Raw genomic sequence first — 14355 nt, 5'->3', positions numbered from 1 at the left:
AAGTCTTGTTACTAAAGGTATCACAAGTGCTTAGATACTAGCCCAGCCACTCTGTTACCACATCCAATTGATCATATCGAGTTAAATCTATCTGCAACGGTGTAATCGATACTCGATTATGTTGAACAGAGAAAAAATCCGTTCCCTCGCCTGCATCTTGTGCCGCGCCTGCTGCACCAACCCAATACACGGTTTCACCTCGTGGACTTTGTGATTTAATTACTCGCTCAGCTTTATGGCGACGACCTAATCGAGTTACTTCAAATCCTTCTAGCTGAGAATATTCGATGTCAGGTACATTTATATTCAATAATACAGGGGCACAAATATTTTTTTCATTGAAACGTTTCACCAGGTCTGCCGTAACAAGCGAAGCAGTTAAGAAGTTGCCATTCGAAGCGCCAACTAACGATACAGCTAAGGAAGGTATTCCCAATAGAAAACCTTCAGTAGCAGCAGCAACTGTACCTGAATAAATAGTATCATCTCCCATGTTAGCGCCATAATTGACACCAGACACTACCATATCTGGAAGAATATCAAGCATTCCTGTTACTGCCAAATGCACGCAGTCAGTTGGTGTCCCATTAACATAATAAAAACCATTATGAGATTTATGCAGGTTTAGTGGACGATCTAATGTCAATGAGTTACTCGCTCCACTCCGATCACGTTCCGGCGCAACCACAATAACTTCCGCAATATCAGAAAGCACTTCGGCTAAACAAGCAAGACCCGGCGCAAAATATCCATCATCGTTACTGAGTAATATGCGCATTTCAATAATTTAAATATAATTAAAGGATTACAAATAGATTTTACTTGTGCCCATAACTCAGACCATACCATATCTAAACTATACAAGGCTATTCATTAAACCAACTGGTCGGGGCGAGAGGATTCGAACCTCCGACCACTTGCACCCCATGCAAGTACGCTACCAGACTGCGCTACGCCCCGAACATAAATTATAACAAACAAAGCCCTATTTAAGGTTAGAAACTATCAAGGAAAAGATAGCGACATAACAATTTTAATCCTATCTCCATAAAAGATCCTTCCACTCACTACACAGAATAAAATAATAAGGCATTATCTTATTAATACTGATTTACTGCGTCTCAATTAATTATCTGTATTACAATGTGGCGAGTATTCTGCGCATAGAATACGCAGAATAGATTTACAATATCCCATCTGTACTAATAATCAATCATTACTTCTTTAATACTTAATGGAAGTTATGCGCTGTAAGCAAGCGATTTCCAGAAACATAAAATATGGAATGCAATATATCCGAGCTCTCCAGCAGAAAAATATTATTCAGCTTTTTGTTTCCCGCGATAGTTTTTTTCTACCATCGTCTTAAGTTTCTGACTAGCATGGAAAGTTACCACACGCCGCGCCGTAATCGGAATTTCTTCTCCAGTTTTCGGGTTACGCCCAGGACGTTGCGGCTTAGCGCGTAATTGAAAATTACCGAAACCTGACAGCTTGACGCCTTCACCTTTCTGTAATGCTACTCGCACCTCTTCATAAAAAGATTCGACCATATCCTTAGCTTCACGCTTATTCAACCCTACATTCTCAAATAACAAATCTGCTAATTCAGCTTTCGTTAATGCCATACTCGGCTCCACTTATAGTTATTAATTTCTTTAGCTAAGCAACTATTTGAGGGTTTTCGGTACAAATATGCAAGAATTTAGTTAGCAACAGCATCTTACAAGTAACCTATTAATGACTCAAATACTAAATCCACTTGTATCTTAAATTAATATGAATTTAAGAAATTCATCGAAAAATACAGCAGCTAATTCTAGATTAACTGCCATATACTATATTCCTAACTAAGTATCAGTTTAAGTATCAGTTGCGTAGCTCCGCACTAAACTCACGTTCCAAAATCCTTATCAAATGTGTCATTACAAAATCAACTTCTTCATCAGTTAATGTTTTCTGAGTATCTTGTAACAAGATTCGGAATGCAAGACTTTTTTTACCATCAGCTGTGCCTTTGCCATGATAAATATCAAACAAAGCAATCTCTGAAACGATAGCCAGTTCCTCAGCATACATACGTTTTAGCAACGAACGAACGCTGACATGATTATCAACTAACACCGCAATATCACGCCGCACCGGCAGAAACTTAGAAATTTCTTTTGCAACAGGCAAAATATTTGTTAACAGCGCATTCAGATGCAATTCAAATAGCACAGCAGGTTTTGGTATATTATATTTCTTTTGCCAACGAGGATGTAGTTCTCCTATCCATCCGACATTCTTATCATTAAGCAGAATTTGTGCAGATCTACCAGGATGCAATGCGGGATGAGAAATCACTTCGAAGTCAACACGTCTAGGTAAAAATAAAGCCTCTATATCAGATTTAGCGTCATAAAAATCAGCACTCCGTGCCTGAATTCCCCACTGCTCAGGGACAATATCTCCATAACAAAGGCCCGCAATATTCTCCATCTGAACATGGTCTTTATCATCATCTTTCAAGAAGCAACAGCCAACCTCAAATAAACGAACCCTAGTTTGTTTACGATTAAGGTTAAATTGAAGGTTAGCTATTAATCCACCAGCCAGACTACTTCGCATCACATTCATTTGGCTGGCAATAGGATTTTCTAAAACAACCGGCATTTTATTATTAGCAAAATCCAATTCCCATGCAGCGTCTACAAAAGCATAATTAATCACTTCCTGATAATCACGCATAGCCATAATTTGTTTCAACTGGACTACTGAACGTCCCATTTCAGATGCTGGCAACATATCCAGATTCGCCCGGGGAGAACTGGCTGGAATATTGTCATATCCATATATACGCGCAATCTCCTCAATAAAATCTTCTTCGATGGTAAGATCGAAGCGATAGGTTGGTGGCGTTACATGGAATATGTCTCCATTAGCTGAAAATTTGAACTTCAGACGTTCAAAAAGCCCGGCAACTTGGCTGTTATCAATCTCGATACCTAATATCCGTTTTATTCGATCTATGCGCACTTTAACCGGAAGCCGCTGTGGCAGCTTACTCTTGACTTCGGTAATTGGCCCCGTCTTTCCACCACAGATAGCCAATATCAAGCGAGTCGCACGTTCCAGTGTATTTCGTGTGGCAGCAAAATCCACGCCACGTTCAAAACGATGTGCAGAATCAGAACTAAATCCTAAATCAAAAGATTTGCCATTAATTGCTTCTGGTTGAAAAAATGCACTCTCTAGAAAAATATCAGTTGTCCCTTGTACTACACTACTATTACTGCCACCCATAATTCCCGCTAGTGCAAGTGGGCTATTCTCATCAGCGATCAATAACATATCTGGCTTCAAATTAACTTTATTATTATTCAGTAACTGTATACTTTCACCTGATCGAGCATAACGTACCTGAATCACACTTGTAATCTTTGCCAGATCGAAAACATGCATTGGCTGCCCCGTTTCCAACATGACATAGTTAATTATATCTACAACGACATTAATAGCACGGATACCACTACGTTCTAGTCGAGAAGCGATCCATAAGGGCGTTAATACTTCGCAATCAATATTATGCATCACTCTACCGCAGTAAAGCGGACAAACCTCTGGCACAGCCACGTCCACCGTCAGAATGTCGTTGATATCATTCTGAACAGGCTCAACTCTTAAGGGGACATAATCCATCGAGGTAACTGCTGCAACTTCTCGAGCTATACCAAATAAACTCAAACAATCTGCTCTATTGGGAGTAAGCTTAAGCGTAAAAATATGGTCATCAAGTTCATAGTATTTATAAAAATCTTCGCCTACCGGCGCATCAGAATGAAGCAATAACAACCCGTCAGTCTCATCACTTAAACCTAATTCTTTAGCCGAACATAACATTCCCGCAGATTCAATCCCACGTAACTTGGTTCTTTTAATAAGAATATCTGATAACTTTGCACCAACTACGGCGCAAGGCACTTTTACTCCAGCACTAACATTAGGTGCACCACAGACAATCTGCAATGACTCATGTTCAGCTCCACCAACATTCACTCGGCAAACCTTTAAACGGTCTGCAGCCGGATGATTCTCAACAGATAATACTTCAGCCACCACCACTTTATCAAAAGCAGGCACAATAGAATCAATACCTTCCACCTCCAGTCCAGCCATAGTTAAGAGATGTGCTAATTCTTCACTTGAATATGATGGGTTAACTAAGTTACGAAGCCAGTTTTCTGAGAATTTCATGGGATTTTTTATAGATACAGTCAATAATGCATTTACTATTAATTAAATTGTTTTAAGAAGCGTAAATCATTTTCAAAAAATAGCCTTAGATCATTTACACCATATCTCAACATTGTCAGTCGCTCCACACCCATGCCAAATGCAAAACCGATATATTTCTCATGATCAATATTAACGTGCTTTAAAACATTAGGATGCACCATACCGCAACCAAGCACTTCTAGCCAACCGGTATGACTACAAACACGGCACCCTTTTCCATTACACATCACACAACCAATATCCATTTCTGCAGAAGGTTCTGTAAAAGGAAAAAAAGAAGGACGAAAACGGACAGACAAATCCTCTCGCTCAAAAAAGTGCTGCATAAAATCTGCTAATACACCTTTTAATGCAGTAAAGTTTGCATTCTCATCAATCCACAATCCTTCTACCTGATGGAACATTGGCGTATGAGTTACATCAGAATCACAACGGTACACACGTCCTGGAGCAATGAGTCTTATTGGTGGATTATTGTTTTGCATATAATGAATTTGTACTGGCGATGTATGAGTACGTAATAAATCGCCGTTATCAACATAAAAAGTATCATGCATCGCCCGTGCGGGATGATTCTCAGGAATATTTAATGCGGTGAAATTATAAAAATCAGTTTCTATTTCTGGACCGGAAGCTACGGAAAAGCCAATTGAACAAAACAAAGATTCAATACGTATTAAAGTTCGCGTTATCGGATGTAAACCACTGACACTTGCCCCTCTCCCAGATAAAGTGACATCAAGCGCATCTTCTGTTAGCTGCGCCTCCATTTTTTTTATCTGAATGGCCTCTCGGCGACGTTTCAACGTAGCTTCAATTTGACTCTTTGCCTGATTAATCCGACTACCCATAGCAGGACGATTTTCCGGCAAAAGCTTACCTAACCCTTTCAGTGATTCAGTTAACACACCATGCTTGCCAAGATAGCGGGCTTTAACTTGCTCTAGTTCGGTCGCATCATCAATACTATCAAGCAGAATAATGGCCTCATTAACAATATCGTCCAGATTTTCCATATAAAGTCAAAATATAGAATTAACTACAGAAACAACGCAAGAAAAAGGGAGGCTTGGGCATCCAAACCCTGCCTCCCTACAGCTTTCCTTTATCGCTTACCCGTTACACTACTAAACTTGCTTTCGCCTTCTCAGCAATTTTTTCAAAAGCGGGTTTATCAAAAACAGCCAGATCAGCCAAAACCTTTCTATCTATTTCAATACATCCCTTTTTTAAACCGTTCATAAAGACGCTATAAGACAGACCACATTCACGCGCGGCTGCATTAATACGTGTAATCCATAGTGCCCGGAACACTCTCTTGCGTTGACGACGATCCCGGTAGGCATATTGTCCGGCTTTCATTACGGCTTGCTTAGCTATACGGTAAACATTCTTACGGCGACCACGATAGCCCTTAGCCAAATCCAATATCTTCTTATGACGTGCATGAGCAGTCACACCACGCTTTACTCTTGGCATCTCTATCTCTCCTATGCGTAAGGTAACATGGCACGAATTGACCCAACATCACTCGGATGCACGTTGACAACTCCTCTTAATTGACGTTTATTTTTTGTTGTCTTTTTAGTCAAAATATGGCGTTTAAATGCTTGCGAACGCTTGATACTACCACTCGCTCTCACCTTAAAACGTTTTGCAGCACCACTCTTTGTTTTCATTTTAGGCATAACATAACTCCTACTTTAATATGAAGCCAGGTGCTTCCAAATCAGAAAACTTTTAAAACCTGGTAATCACTTATTATTACTTTCAACTGCACATCAAAAGATCAAAACAAATAAAATTTAAGAAGCTACCGTAGAACGGGAGACGGTATCTTTTGATTTCTCCTCTTGTGACTTGCCTACTTTTAAGTCTTTTTTCTTCGGTGACAACACCATTACCATTTGTCGCCCTTCCATTCTTGGAAACTGCTCCACTACTGCATAGGACTCCAATTCGTCTCTGACACGTTCTAGCAAACGTACACCAAATTCCTGATGCGCCATTTCACGCCCTCTAAAGCGCAAAGTAATCTTCACCTTATCCCCATCATTCAGAAAACTCACCAAGTTTCGTAACTTGATGTTGTAATCTCCTTCATCGGTATTCGGTCGGAATTTGATTTCTTTTATCTGAACCTGCTTTTGCTTCAGTTTAGCATCGTGTTTCTTTTTGCTTTCTTGATAGCGAAACTTGCCATAATCCATCAAACGACAGACCGGTGGTTGTGCAGTAGGTGCAATCTCAACCAGATCGACACCAGACTCTTCTGCTAAAGCGTTTGCATCAACAAGTGAGACAATGCCTATCTGTTCTCCCTCCAAACCAATTAAACGTACCTCTGGCACATCTATTTCTTGATTTATGCGTGCTGTTTTTTCCTGAGCTATGGCAATTCTCCAAATTATAAAAAATTAATTTACCTTAGTAGATATCTCTAGCTTAAGGCGTTCTATAAAATCCTGTAGCGTCATTTGGCCTAAATTAGAACCTATTCGACTACGCACTGAAATCTTCTGTATTCTTACTTCTTCGTCACCGACAATAACTTGATAAGGTAACTTTTGCAAACTATGTTCACGAATTTTATAGTTTATTTTCTCATTTCTCAAGTCTAAGCTTACTCGAATACCATTATGCTTTAACTCGGCAGCCACTTCACGAGCATAATCTAATTGTCCTTGGGAAATATTCAGCACGATTACTTGATCAGGTGAAAGCCATAATGGAAATGCACCTCCATAATTTTCAGTAAGAATGCCAATGAATCTTTCCATAGAGCCTAAAATCGCTCTATGCAGCATCACTGGTATTTGCCGGGTATTATCGTCAGCGACATACTCTGCATGCAATCGATCTGGCATTGAAAAATCGAGCTGCAGCGTTCCGCATTGCCAAATACGCCCTATACAATCCTTTAGTGAAAATTCTATTTTAGGGCCATAGAATGCACCTTCACCTGGTTGTAGTTCCCAATTCAGCCGTTTTTGATTTAATGCCGCTTCAAGTGCTGCCTCTGCCTTATCCCATTGCAATTCCGATCCAACACGTTTAAGCGGACGAGTAGAAAGCTTAACTAGAATCTCATTAAAACCGAAATCAGCATAGACCTCAATTAACAAATTAATAAATCGTACGACTTCAATTTGGATCTGATCTTCAGTACAAAAAATATGAGCATCATCTTGTGTAAAAGCTCGCACGCGCATAATTCCATGTAACGCACCCGATGCCTCATTTCGATGGCATGAGCCGAATTCTGCCAATCTTAGTGGCAAATCTCGGTAGCTTCTTAAACCTTGATTAAATACCTGAACATGCCCTGGACAATTCATTGGCTTGATGGCGAAACTACGTTCATCTGAATTTGTCATAAACATATTTTCACGAAAATTCTCCCAATGTCCAGAACGTTCCCATAATTCCCTATCCAGAACCTGTGGTGTACGTATTTCCTGGTAGCCATTATCGCTAAGAATATTGCGCATATATTGCTCAATCTGCTGCCAAAGCGTCCAACCCTTAGGGTGCCAAAATACCATACCAGGCGCCTCTTCTTGAGTGTGGAACAAATTCAGTGCTTTGCCTAATTTACGATGATCGCGTTTTTCAGCCTCTTCTAAGCGGTGAATATATGCTTTTTGCTCTTCTTTCTTAATCCAGGCTGTACCATAAATTCGCTGTAACATCTCATTATGTGAATCTCCACGCCAATAAGCCCCAGCAACTTTCATCAGCTTGAATACTTTAAGCCTAGAGGTAGCGGGTACATGTGGTCCGCGACACAAATCAGTAAAATCACCCTGGCTATAGAGCGAAACTTCTTCATTACCTGGAATAGATTCAATAATTTGTGCTTTGTAATGCTCTCCTTGATTCTTAAAAAAATTGATAGCTTCAGAACGTTCCCAAACCTTTCTCTCAATTTTTAAATCCCGCTTACTAATCTCATGCATTCGTTTTTCAATAGCAGTCAGATCTTCTGGTGTAAAAGGCCGCTTATATGAGAAATCATAATAAAACCCATCCTCAATTACTGGACCAATTGTTACTTGAGCTTCTGGAAACAACTCTTTAACTGCATGCGCTAATAAATGTGCGCTCGAATGACGAATAATTTCAAGCCCCTCCGCATCTTTCTCAGTAATCACTGATAAATCAGCGTTCTCTTCGATAAAACTATGCACATCTATTAGCTTACCATTGACTCTACCTCCAAGCGCAGCTCGCGCAAGTCCGGAACTAATCGATGCAGCCACATCCAGAACGGTAACTGGCTGATCAAAAGTGCGCTCTGAACCATCCGGCAATCGAATGACTGTCACAAGTATTCCTTTAGATAATTAAAGTTTAATAATAAACAAAGTGCTTCAAAAAGATTTTATTTCTCATAATTCAGATGACGAAACACAATCAATCAGAAAATAAGTTCGATATTATCAAAATATTTTCCCATAGCGCATTATGATGAGCAACCGAATACACAGCAAAATTCTTATGATTAAATTAAAATAAATATTCGTTCTATTCCAGAATCAATGAATGCTCTTTTGATTATTTTCTGCTCTGTACCAATCACCAATTCTCTTCAAATTATTTAGAATTATGGGTGCGCTACCAATAGCAACAGCATCCACTAAACAGTACCACGCTGCCACCCCACTGGGTGGATTTCCCTGTGACCATCCGAAAACAGGTTCAATTGAAGCCCATTTCCACGTTCCAGCAGCTGTACCAATTATTTCCAGCCAAGTGCATATAAAAAAAGCGCCTAAATAAACCATTGGTGAACGACCTTTAAATAAACAAATTACAAATATCAAGAATAATACCGCACCAACTTGGTCGCCTTGTTTAGGAATACCACTGACACCCCATAAAGACCACAACCCTCCTACGATAATAACAAATGTGGCGATTTTTCTAGCATGCTTTAGAAAAAAACCAGAACGTGCAAGTTTCACTGCAGTCAGATAAACCATACCATGACCTGGCGGTACATAAAGTGGCACATTTTCGAATCTATATGTGTACCCCTCCATATAAATGGAGGCAAAATGCTCACCTATTGTAGCAAACGCTACAGCAATTATGACTTGCATTCTAATTTCTTTATTTTCTCCAAACAATAACGCTATTAAAAAAACCCATGCAATAACACCTAAAATATTTTGTGTTTCTATACTGGCACTGCCATCTATAACCAAACTCACTGCCACACAAAAGAAAGTAAAGGCGGCTATAAAATAGTCACGCATATTATGAGCATAAGCGATATTAGCTTTCGGAAAATGACCTAACATATTTACCCCATCGAAATAAAAAACCCGCCACTAAGACGGGTTATCCAATTCTACAAATAAAGTGAGACCTTGTGTTTTACAATTCCTGCCTGAAAAATCAGTTGTTACCTCATATTATTCTTAAATTCAGAATACGATAACATCCCTAATTTAAACGAGACAAACCGTATCCTGAAAATTTAATACCAATTAGCAACAATTAGAGTATTTAATCTACTGATCAATCAAAGATTATAAAATCAAGATAAAAAGATTATTCTATTCAATATCCTCCTCATCTTCATCTTCATCATCCTCGTCGTCGTCGTCATCGTCGTCATCGACTTCTTCCTGCTTCAAGACTAACTTACCCGCTGCCAGACTCGCATTCAAGTCAGTCATAGGTGCTTCTTCATGAACCAGGTTTTGATGACAATCTATACATGTCGCACCTTCAGTTTCCATCTTTTTATGAGCGGCTTGTGCATCTTCTCCCGGTGGGTCCGGATTTCGATGGCAATCACGGCAAGTCACACTATCCCATTTCTTCAGGTTCATGCGAGCATCATGCGCCATAATCAAACGACGTTCATTAAATTTTTCCAGCGTGGAATAATCGTTCATGAATTCCAAATACAGCTCGCGCGCGCCATCAACCGCATGAGTATATAGCGCAAGATGGAAATTCGAAAATCCCTGTGGAATATGACAATCCTTACAGCTTGGATTGACACCTAACGCGCCATAATGTGTCGATTCCTTCAGTTCCTCTTGCGGATACGTCATGGAGTGACAGCTGGTACAGAACTCTTCCGTAGAGAGAGCAGCCTCGCCTCCAAATACGACCGCGACCATGACTATTCCAAGCAGACCACCTGTAAGCAGCGTACCTATCGCGCCTTTTTGTAGTCCTGTCATCAGTCTTTTCCTTTCTTGTCGTCTTTGGCTACTTTGGCCTCAGCCTGAAATTCATCATGATATTTGAATTTTGGCTCACCCACAAATGTGCCATCCAGTTTGTAATGTTCATGCATGGCGCCTACATCTTTAACCATTTTGTCAAAGTTAAACGTGTATTTTTCATCAACTTCAGGGGTGAACGGTGTATAAGGTGCTTTAGCGCCTTTCCATGGCGAACCCTCATAGTTCAAATGACAGGCATTGCAGCTTTCTTCAAAATGAAAATCCTGTCCTTTGTCCGCCAGCTTCTTGCGAGGTGTTGTCTTACCCGATTTTTCAAATTGCTGACCACTCTTACGGTGATCACCGCGATATTTTCTACCAGGCCCATGACAAGATTCACAGCCCACACCCGTCAACATTTTCTTGGGTGATGCAATCGTATACCCCCCTTTCTCGCCAAAGCCATCTACGTGACAACCGACGCAATCCTTATCTTTGGTATAGTCTTTGGCTGGATCAAGCTTTGCCTTGATCTTGGCTTCTTCTCGGGTATTCGGTTTGAGTGATTCCATTGCTTTGGCATGGGCAGTATCTTTCCATGATTTAGCTTGAGCTTTATGGCAGGAACTACATTTCTTGCGTCCTTCAAATGTATCAGCAGCTACGTTTCCGGAAAAAAAGGTCAACATGGCTAACAGAGCAAATACATAGGTGATTGGGTGTTTCATCCTTCCTCCTTTATAACTTTTTTATCGTTCAAATTATTTGCCAGGTATTCTACGCTATCATTAAGTGGTGTAAATGGACAAGATCACGATTGTGTCCTTTTTTTGTAACGAACTGCTTTATTTTTCGTACGTGTCTGCCCATTGTTTACTGCTTTTGCCCCGATGGGATTTGATACACCCAATAACCACCATGCTGATAAATCAGTTGCGCCGCTTCGAGTTCCAGCGGTGGCTTGTTACTGGTAAATGGCAACATCTGCGCGAGCAAGGTCTGGCTACTCGCTTTATCGCTGAGAAAATAGGCTCTGATCTCATTGTCTGATAGCGATTGCAGCGTGTATGTTTCGTAATTATTTTCTTTCAGATACACCTTCATATGATTGATCAACCCATGCATGTTGCCTGTCAACGGAAAACTTTTATAAGCAATACCGAAATTATCCGGTTGCATCAATCCCAGTTTATAAAGATCCGTGACGTGTACAATGAGATAGGCTTCACGTGGGGAACCGATCAATTCCCGCAGCATGGCAACACCTTTTTCCGGGGTTGCTACCAGTGCTTCACTAAAGCGCTGAAAATCATCCTGTTCTTGTTGAGTAGCGGTATCCTGCCAGAATTTATTTTCGTATGCGCGGATGGCTTCCTGCTGATCTCGCCAGCTTTCCGGGATGATCAGTGGTTCACCCAGATGACTGGTAAAAAAAGTATCCCGTTCAGACAAGAGCTTTATCTGGCGCGAAGTATCCCACCAAGCCAGTATGATTGCCTCGGGCGATGCATGCTTGGCAATCGCATCAGCTAAGACACTGAGTTCAGATGGCTTCTGATCAATTGAGATCAATTGCTCGCTGAGACGGTTTTCCCAGTTGATGAGTACCGGCGAGTCATTTTCACGTCGAGCAAGGTATGCCAGAGCAACGGGTTTATCTATGCCCGCTACCTGTACCTCATATTTACTGAGTGCCAGATCTGGCCAGGAATCAAGCTCCAGCTCACTAAACTGACGTACATCTCCTTCTGCTACCAAATGATACTCATAAGGCGCTGGTACCGGACTAAACCAGAGATAAGCAAACCAGCCAAGTAGAATCAAACCTCCCATCACCAGGAGTATACCCAGTGACGGGAGCAGCTTACTTCCCGGTCGCGTCACGCCAGTGGAGCGACCGGATGTGTTGAAGGAGGTCAACCTTCGATCTTCTTACGTTTACGCCAGCCTGCTAATGCAAGCGTCCCAGCCAGCAACATACCACCACCGAGTCCTCCCAATGAGATTTTCTCAGCCGTGCTGTCCAGATCGAGGAGACTGGTACGTTTGCTTTCAAGCTTCTGTACACGTTCCTGTAATGCCATCATTTCACGGAACTTTGTATTTTCGTCCTGAATTTCAACGTATGAACGGTTCATCGGACCCCAACCTTCAGTATAGGTCCAGCCACCTGGGTTGACGTGTGCCAAGCCCACATGCATTTTCGCCAGCTGATTCTCACCCATTTCAAGTATCTTCAGTTCGAGTGAAGCTGGGTTATTCCCTTTCGACCAGAACAACTGTGAGAATTGCGCAAACCCGGGTTTTTCCGGTGCAGGTGGTGCAGGACGATTAGTCTTCTGACCCGTTAGCAGACCATCGTTGTAAAGCGTTTCTACAATTTCATGGGCTTCCTGGTATTTAGCCAGTCCTTGTAGGGTACCCTTGTCCATGAGCTCCAGATAAGAACGTGCCAGACGCTCAGAGTGACATTGCGTACAAGTTACGACCCATGAGTCCAATCTTCCTTCAGACCATTCGCTGGTAATGTTTTCTGCAATACCCGGTACAAATGGGTAATTTGCCCAACGAATCTTCCTGACCATATTATGCGTGTATTCACCTTCATATTCCATATGGCAGCCAGCACAAGTGGGCGCATTCTGTCCACCTTTTGCATAGGCATCTTTCAACTGCACATCCCAGTTCCATTTATTACCCAGCATCGATACCATTTTTCCATGTTTGGACATGGAATAGGCTTCCCAGTTGTTGTGATCAACACCGCTGTGACAGGTAGCGCAAGCTTCCGGTTTACGTGATTCTGCCGCTGAGAATTCATGGCGGGTATGACATGAGTCACATTTGTTTTGATTGGTATGACACATGGAGCAACCTTCGGCTACTTCCCGTTGTGGCATTGCTGCCCAGACAGTCGTTTCTACGTTGGCTTTATAGTCCAGCGCATGAGATGGACGTCCTGCAGGCCATTGGTCATGCGGCCAGATAAGTGTATCCCGCTCAGATTCCCGTTCAGCAAATTCCTGCAGGTGACAGACACCACAGACATCTGCTGTCGGCATAATCAGGTCTTTGCTGTGATCGGCCTTCTTCTTAGCGTTAATATCCACGTGGCAATCAATACATCCGACTTCTTTCAGATTCTCTTTCTCGCCCAACTTGCCCATGGAGCGCAGATTCTTTTCTACACCTTCCAGTTTGGCTTTCTTGTAATAGGTCGGATCACTTGGCTTAAGATCCCGTATCTTGTCCAGGTTAGCATGGGTGCTTCGTTTCCAAGCCTGTACCCAAACCGGTGATTCGTCTGTATGGCATTCTACGCATTCACTCCGTCCGGCTACTTCTTTCATTGAGCTGGGAGGAGTATAAAAAGTTGCCGGATCCAGATATATACCATAAGGAATGGGTTCCCAATATTCAGCCATGGTCCCTCTTCCAGCACCCTGAGCAGGATCTTTATAGCGCTTTACCAACGCCTCGTGCATTTGTTTGGGTGTAACCGTATTACGATCCAGCTTCAGTGCTTCATAGGTTTCATCCGGAACGCTTGGTATGCTCGCGTGCGCTGCTGCTACCAGCAGTCCGCTACAGACAAGCGATACTATTTTTAGCCAAGACTTGGAAACCATACCTCTCTCCTTTATTGTTCCAAAATTATTGCTTACATTATTTGCAAAATAGTTTTTTGCTTTTACTGTTCCTTTTGTGTGCAAGAACTTTGCTCGCTCGCACATTTTTTCTACCCAGCACGCCTTTTTCTTCCAGACGACATCTTCCCATTTAATGAGATATATTTCACCGCCCGGAACTTTCAAAACATAAGATTATTCTACTAATCGACTAAAGCCAATTAAGCTACCGAAATAACTCACACCTCAAAACTAGAAAG

13 protein-coding genes and 1 tRNA gene are annotated in these 14355 nt (G+C 41.6%); all 14 read right to left on the bottom strand.

The features are described 5' to 3' along the window. Nucleotides 1-37 precede the first annotated feature (37 nt). The 14 genes from surE to BUQ89_RS08405 all read right to left on the bottom strand — a co-directional run bounded on the left by surE (nucleotide 38) and on the right by BUQ89_RS08405 (nucleotide 14095). Nucleotides 38-778 (bottom strand): 5'/3'-nucleotidase SurE, encoded by a 741-nt coding sequence (gene surE / locus BUQ89_RS08470; protein WP_028462136.1) that lies wholly within the window; start codon nucleotides 776-778, stop codon nucleotides 38-40. A 105-nt stretch (nucleotides 779-883) separates the two neighbouring features. Beyond that, nucleotides 884-960 (bottom strand) — tRNA-Pro (locus BUQ89_RS08465). Nucleotides 961-1319: 359 nt separating this feature from the next. Then, on the bottom strand, nucleotides 1320-1628 hold the full coding sequence (locus BUQ89_RS08460; RefSeq protein WP_028462135.1) for an integration host factor subunit alpha: 309 nt from the start codon (nucleotides 1626-1628) through the stop codon (nucleotides 1320-1322). Between the two features lie 241 nt (nucleotides 1629-1869). After that, nucleotides 1870-4236: a phenylalanine--tRNA ligase subunit beta gene (pheT, locus tag BUQ89_RS08455; protein WP_028462134.1), complete on the bottom strand. Its 2367-nt coding sequence runs from the start codon at nucleotides 4234-4236 to the stop codon at nucleotides 1870-1872. A gap of 38 nt (nucleotides 4237-4274) precedes the next feature. Further along, nucleotides 4275-5294 (bottom strand): phenylalanine--tRNA ligase subunit alpha, encoded by a 1020-nt coding sequence (gene pheS / locus BUQ89_RS08450; RefSeq protein WP_028462133.1) that lies wholly within the window; start codon nucleotides 5292-5294, stop codon nucleotides 4275-4277. A 103-nt stretch (nucleotides 5295-5397) separates the two neighbouring features. Continuing rightward, nucleotides 5398-5757 (bottom strand): 50S ribosomal protein L20, encoded by a 360-nt coding sequence (gene rplT / locus BUQ89_RS08445; protein WP_028462132.1) that lies wholly within the window; start codon nucleotides 5755-5757, stop codon nucleotides 5398-5400. Between the two features lie 11 nt (nucleotides 5758-5768). Then, nucleotides 5769-5966, bottom strand: a complete 198-nt coding sequence (gene rpmI / locus BUQ89_RS08440; RefSeq protein ID WP_028462131.1) for a 50S ribosomal protein L35 — start codon at nucleotides 5964-5966, stop codon at nucleotides 5769-5771. A gap of 117 nt (nucleotides 5967-6083) precedes the next feature. Further along, complete coding sequence (gene infC, locus BUQ89_RS08435; RefSeq protein WP_051537660.1) at nucleotides 6084-6671, bottom strand: translation initiation factor IF-3; 588 nt, start codon at nucleotides 6669-6671, stop codon at nucleotides 6084-6086. 24 nt (nucleotides 6672-6695) lie between these two features. Next, nucleotides 6696-8606 carry a threonine--tRNA ligase gene (thrS, locus tag BUQ89_RS08430; protein ID WP_028462130.1) on the bottom strand — a complete coding sequence of 637 codons (1911 nt, stop codon included), beginning with the start codon at nucleotides 8604-8606 and terminating at the stop codon, nucleotides 6696-6698. 210 nt (nucleotides 8607-8816) lie between these two features. After that, nucleotides 8817-9584, bottom strand: coding sequence for a hypothetical protein (locus tag BUQ89_RS08425; RefSeq protein WP_028462129.1), 768 nt, complete (start codon nucleotides 9582-9584; stop codon nucleotides 8817-8819). A 258-nt stretch (nucleotides 9585-9842) separates the two neighbouring features. Further along, nucleotides 9843-10481, bottom strand: coding sequence for a NapC/NirT family cytochrome c (locus BUQ89_RS08420; protein ID WP_074202574.1), 639 nt, complete (start codon nucleotides 10479-10481; stop codon nucleotides 9843-9845). Beyond that, nucleotides 10481-11194 carry a cytochrome c-550 CycA gene (gene cycA, locus BUQ89_RS08415; RefSeq protein WP_074202573.1) on the bottom strand — a complete coding sequence of 238 codons (714 nt, stop codon included), beginning with the start codon at nucleotides 11192-11194 and terminating at the stop codon, nucleotides 10481-10483. The genes BUQ89_RS08420 and cycA overlap by 1 nt, the downstream gene beginning before the upstream one ends. Nucleotides 11195-11339: 145 nt before the next feature. Beyond that, the gene (haoB, locus tag BUQ89_RS08410; RefSeq protein ID WP_074202460.1) at nucleotides 11340-12386 is read right to left on the bottom strand and encodes a hydroxylamine oxidation protein HaoB; all 1047 of its coding nucleotides are present in this window, start codon (nucleotides 12384-12386) and stop codon (nucleotides 11340-11342) included. Continuing rightward, nucleotides 12383-14095, bottom strand: coding sequence for a multiheme c-type cytochrome (locus BUQ89_RS08405; protein ID WP_074202572.1), 1713 nt, complete (start codon nucleotides 14093-14095; stop codon nucleotides 12383-12385). The genes haoB and BUQ89_RS08405 overlap by 4 nt, the downstream gene beginning before the upstream one ends. Between the last annotated feature and the right edge of the window lie 260 nt (nucleotides 14096-14355).

This window comes from Nitrosomonas cryotolerans ATCC 49181 (assembly GCF_900143275.1).
GTDB classification, from domain to species: domain Bacteria; phylum Pseudomonadota; class Gammaproteobacteria; order Burkholderiales; family Nitrosomonadaceae; genus Nitrosomonas; species Nitrosomonas cryotolerans.
The sequence above is the reverse complement of the archived record's forward strand: the minus strand, read 5'-3'. Positions and strand labels throughout refer to the sequence as shown.

Excerpts from the sequence above, each read along its gene's own strand:
- pheT (WP_028462134.1), bottom strand. The coding sequence starts at position 4,236 with ATGAAATTCTCAGAAAACTGGCTTCGTAACTTAGTTAACCCATCATAT.
- BUQ89_RS08405 (WP_074202572.1), bottom strand. The coding sequence starts at position 14,095 with ATGGTTTCCAAGTCTTGGCTAAAAATAGTATCGCTTGTCTGTAGCGGA.
- rpmI (WP_028462131.1), bottom strand. The coding sequence starts at position 5,966 with ATGCCTAAAATGAAAACAAAGAGTGGTGCTGCAAAACGTTTTAAGGTG.
- cycA (WP_074202573.1), bottom strand. The coding sequence starts at position 11,194 with ATGAAACACCCAATCACCTATGTATTTGCTCTGTTAGCCATGTTGACC.
- BUQ89_RS08460 (WP_028462135.1), bottom strand. The coding sequence starts at position 1,628 with ATGGCATTAACGAAAGCTGAATTAGCAGATTTGTTATTTGAGAATGTA.
- BUQ89_RS08420 (WP_074202574.1), bottom strand. The coding sequence starts at position 10,481 with ATGACAGGACTACAAAAAGGCGCGATAGGTACGCTGCTTACAGGTGGT.
- rplT (WP_028462132.1), bottom strand. The coding sequence starts at position 5,757 with ATGCCAAGAGTAAAGCGTGGTGTGACTGCTCATGCACGTCATAAGAAG.
- pheS (WP_028462133.1), bottom strand. The coding sequence starts at position 5,294 with ATGGAAAATCTGGACGATATTGTTAATGAGGCCATTATTCTGCTTGAT.
- BUQ89_RS08425 (WP_028462129.1), bottom strand. The coding sequence starts at position 9,584 with ATGTTAGGTCATTTTCCGAAAGCTAATATCGCTTATGCTCATAATATG.
- surE (WP_028462136.1), bottom strand. The coding sequence starts at position 778 with ATGCGCATATTACTCAGTAACGATGATGGATATTTTGCGCCGGGTCTT.